Origin of the sequence: Dyella sp. (assembly GCF_036568765.1) — a bacterium.
Lineage (GTDB): Bacteria > Pseudomonadota > Gammaproteobacteria > Xanthomonadales > Rhodanobacteraceae > GSA-30.
Genome location: NZ_DATCRY010000196.1, coordinates 1 through 3,800, shown reverse-complemented (window position 1 = coordinate 3,800; position 3,800 = coordinate 1). Strand labels below are relative to the sequence as shown.

3 protein-coding genes are annotated in these 3,800 nt (G+C 61.9%); all 3 read right to left on the bottom strand.

What is annotated here, in order from left to right; translation table 11 throughout:
• Positions 1-764, bottom strand: a 764-nt coding sequence (locus VIM98_RS13755) for a hypothetical protein (RefSeq protein WP_331993676.1), incomplete at its 3' end; no start/stop codon positions are given.
• A gap of 202 nt (positions 765-966) precedes the next feature.
• Complete coding sequence (locus VIM98_RS13750; protein WP_331993675.1) at positions 967-2,454, bottom strand: hypothetical protein; 1,488 nt, start codon at positions 2,452-2,454, stop codon at positions 967-969.
• Positions 2,441-3,784: a hypothetical protein gene (locus VIM98_RS13745; RefSeq protein WP_331993674.1), complete on the bottom strand. Its 1,344-nt coding sequence runs from the start codon at positions 3,782-3,784 to the stop codon at positions 2,441-2,443. The genes VIM98_RS13750 and VIM98_RS13745 overlap by 14 nt, the downstream gene beginning before the upstream one ends.
• Positions 3,785-3,800: the final 16 nt, after the last annotated feature.

Genomic DNA, 3,800 nt, shown 5'->3' with positions numbered 1-3,800 from the left:
CCGTAGAACACCGATATTCCTTTGGCGTTCATTCGACCGGCATTTGCAAAGCGCGCTGGCGGCGAGCCGACATGCAGGTCAGGTCGGCCGATCGCCTCCTCCAACTTGGCGTCCGCCTGGAACACGCGGGCGCGATAAAGGTGGTTGATCCTGTGCCCAGGGCCGGCGGTTACCACGACGGGATGACGCGGCAACGAGCGCAATCGATCGATGTCGCCGAACACACGCGTCAGCAATCCCGCGCCGGCTTCATTGAAGAATCGAGCTTCGGTTAGCAGGGCATGCTCAAACGTCGCCCAGGCCCAATGCCACTCTGTAGCGTCGGTCGGCATTTCCTCGTAGCAAGCATCAGCGGCGAACGCAGTCTCAGCGCCCATCCTTGCCAGGTCGACATCGTTGTGGCGGTCCTCCAAGATCGCCTGCGCATCTCTGGCGGCCTCAGAGGGAATTGAGGCCCTGTCCTCTATCGCGTCGGCCGTCTCTTGCCCGGCGCGATACCAGGTCAAGTTCAGTTCCTTGTCGGCGTACAGTGCACGCTCGGTCTCGGGCGGATTCTCTGGCGTGTGCAACATGTGCGCGTTGAACGCGGCCTCGACGGCGTCAGCGAGATCCTTGACCGACCAAGTCGCCGCGGTGTCGTCGCCGCAGTAGTCACACTCGGCAACGAAGCCGTCCTTCGCGATCAACCCAGAAAGGAATTCTTCGCGCACACAATCGCTGCAGATGCGCTTCGACATCAGCTCTTCAATTTCTGGCGGGGGCATGCGTCACTCTTGATTCTTGCGGCTGGCCGCGATCAGCGGTGCTCGCCGTGAATGCAACCACCGGCCGAGCCGAAGGCCGCAGACGGGCGTGGCTTCCTGCTTAACGTGATGCTTGTGGGCCCCGATGGCGCCAGCACCGCCGAGCGCGCGCACACAGCGATCCACATGGACCGTGACGCAGAACTTTTGTCCCGTCGCAGCCCTAAGTTCCAGAACCCGTTCCGAGAATGCTGTCGATCAAGGCCTCCAGCGACTTGTCCTTCTGTCCCGGCATGCGATCTCTCGCGGCCTGAACTGCGGCAGTAATGCGCTGGCGCTCGGCGGAGTCGGCCAGCGGAGACGACATGCGCGCCAACAATGCACTGGCCGCTTGATAACCGATGAAGGAAGACTCGTCGGCCAAGCGGGCCGCCAGCCAATCGATGTAGGTTGGGTCGAACTGCATCAGCAGCATTACCGTGGCGGCCAGCCTTTCGCCAGGAAGCGAGCTGTTCGTAAGCGAATCGAGGACACCGCGCGTAGTGGTCGTTAGCGGTTTCATCCGGCTGACGATGTCGATCATCTTCTTGGTCCGCGTCTTGCTGAACACGGGCATGTCATTGCGCAGCTGGTCGTATTCCGCGCATAGCTTCAGTAGTTCTCGCAAGGCCAAGTCCGGTTGCCCGGCCTGCGCCACGTTTTGCGCGAGGGCCTTGTCTTGCATGGTCGCGACCACCGGCTGTCCCTCAGAGGGCTGGGGGCTCTTGAGGCTGACTGCCTGGGCACTGCGCAACCGCCGCTTGAACTGGTCGGCAGCATCCCGCTCAGAACGACCGAACGCTGCCGGCAAGAAGAGGCGCGTATAGAGGTAGCCGAGCAAGAAGCCGACGACCGTCATGCAAACGACCAAGGCCATCGCCACGGAAACGGCGGCGTCGGACGGAGCGCAGGCTTTCAGACATGTGGCCGCCGCGGCGGATGCAGCAGACGCGGCCTCTTGAGCTACCAATGCCGCCGAGCTTGCGCCGGAAGCAGCTGCTGCAGCCGCCTGCGCTGCCGCAGCAGCTGACGCGGTGCCCTGCGCACCTGAGGCAACGGACGCCACGGCGGCCGCACCTTTCGCTGCCGCGTTGCCGAGCGCCGGAAATTGGGGTTCGGCGATCGACGCGGCAACCATACGGCTCACCGTGTGCAGCCGTGTTTCGATCTCGTGGAGATGCACGAGCGACAGGCCGACGATGATCTTCGTCAGCCAGTCGGACACCTCTTCAAGATTCGTATTGGCACGCCAAGTCTGCCCCTTGCCAGGCGTAGCGGTCGACGTCGTGTCTTCTTCCTTGGTGGCGCCTCGCTCGGCCGGCGACATCGCCCGCGGGATACCGAACACGAATCCAAGCAGACCGCCTACAGCCAGGCAGGCCATGCTCCACAGCAACAGGGCCGCAAGCAACTTCCACCCGATTCCCAGCATAAGAATGGCAACAATGCCGACTGCTAGTAGTGGCAGCAACGCCTGGTTGATCTTCTTGAGGTCTCGGTAATCCCGCCACTCGCGCCCGTCGGTCGGCTCGTCCTCTTTCTCGACCTTGGACTTCCCCAGGCCGAGCCAACGCCCCTTCCGTCCAGATAGGTCGTCACCCTCAGAAGCGTCCGACCGGCTGTCATTCGTCATGGTGGTGCCTCTTGATGTGGCATGTTCAGGCTCCGCCACGGCGCCGCACTAGTTTGGTTGGTGTTGGGTGCACTGGTACCGCCTTCAGCTCGCCCTTCCCGTAGGTGATGTTGCGTGCATCGGAAATGAGCTGCTCCAATTCGAAGCTGAAGCCTCTCTTTGGTAGTTGTCCCAAGAGCCACGTAAGCGCGCGGACGCCAACATCCTCGGCAAATGCCTCAGCCCGCACGTCACGAAACAGCAACCATGGCTCGTGCATCGAGCCAATGTCGTCGCGGCAATTGATGCAGGCTGAGGCAAACACCGCGACATCGACGGCAACCAGTTTTCCTCTTCGCCCCAACACTGAAAGCGCGGCCGGCGATGAGGTCAGGGCCGCCAGAAGCGCGAGCGCTGAACAACGACCAGCGTTCTTGGTTGGGCCCAGACCTTGCGTACAGTCTGGAGCAGGCCATTGCGCAAGACTGTCAACCACATCCGGCGCAATACCTTCCCAGAAGCGCCCGCACCCACCTAGAAGGTAGTCAATGGCAATGCGCAGGTCGCCGTTGCGGTCTTCGTGGAAGCGTTTGCGAACTGCTTGCCGGACCGCCTGTTGCAGGCGTCCCTGCCGCGAGTCTCGAACATCGACGAACAGCGCTTCCAGAAGTCCGCATCGCGAAATAAACCAACCCAGCCTCCGAAGGTCGTGGGCCCACCGAACAAGGGCTGCCTCGTTCTGCGGATCAGGGCGACGTTCGAGTAGCTCAATCAGAAGGTGTCGAGCGCCACGCCGCATCGCTTGATAACAAGTGACGCCGGACGGGGTAGGAGACCAGCTGAACTCGAACGCTTGGCTGTCCCCATCGGCCGCTGACTTGCCTTTGAGCGCCTTTTCCCCAAACTTCTTCAGATCGTTGCTGAGATTAAATCCACTGGCCTCGTCAGTCTCCCAATCCTCGGAATCGCGAAAGTCCGATTCGAGTGGCTGATCTGGCCGCCGCGGCGGTGGAGGCACGTCGGGTCCGCTCGGGCCATCGAACCCATCACCGGTCGCGCTCGCGACATAGGCCCGGCGAACAAAGTCGGAGACTTCCTCCGGACTGGCGAATCCAGCTTCCACCTTTCCATCTAGCAGTGGCGCGTCGAATGCCTGCCGACTGGCTGCAAGCGCCAGCGCCACGTTGCCAACGGGCTGGGCCTCAAAGGCGGGAGGCGAAAAAAACAGGCATGGCCACTTGGCAAGATCTGGGCTCTCTAAGTTCGATTCCCGTTGCGCCGGCCTGTAGGTTGCAAATGCAAGCCCAGCTCTGAGGTCAAAGGTCTCAAGACGCCACGCAGATTTACCTGGAAGCGCCTTCGGCGTTGCGCGGACACTTGTCTTTGGCATCTCTTAGCCCCGCGTG

Coding starts and splice junctions, on each gene's coding strand:
- VIM98_RS13745 (WP_331993674.1), bottom strand. CDS start 3,784: ATGCCAAAGACAAGTGTCCGCGCAACGCCGAAGGCGCTTCCAGGTAAA.